The following is a 270-nucleotide window of genomic DNA, read 5'->3' as shown; positions in this document are numbered from 1 at the left end:
CCGCAAGCCGCCGCGAAACCGCTGCGCACGCCGCGCCCAATACTGGTTTGCAGGATCAGCGCCATGTCCGGGCCAGGCACCGCGTAGACGACCAGCAGCGCGGCGATATAGACGGCGAGAAGATGTGCGGAAATCATGAGAGCCTCGTGGATTCGATGGCTCTATCTTGCTATCGTCGATGGAGGGTTCGTTGGCGAATTTCCGGCGCGGTGGCGTGACGTTTGGTGGAATACGCTAACATCGCGTCATCTACATCAGCTTTCCTCTAGC

Annotated in this window: 1 pseudogene; it reads right to left on the bottom strand. The window is 59.6% G+C overall.

Going from position 1 to position 270, the window contains the following annotated elements:
- Positions 1-137, bottom strand: a pseudogene (locus tag SB822_RS57450) (LysE family translocator); the annotation flags it as partial.
- Positions 138-270: the final 133 nt, after the last annotated feature.

It is taken from the genome of Paraburkholderia sp. SIMBA_054 (genome assembly GCF_046534875.1).
GTDB lineage: Bacteria > Pseudomonadota > Gammaproteobacteria > Burkholderiales > Burkholderiaceae > Paraburkholderia > Paraburkholderia hospita.
This window is presented reverse-complemented; position numbering and strand designations above follow the sequence as displayed.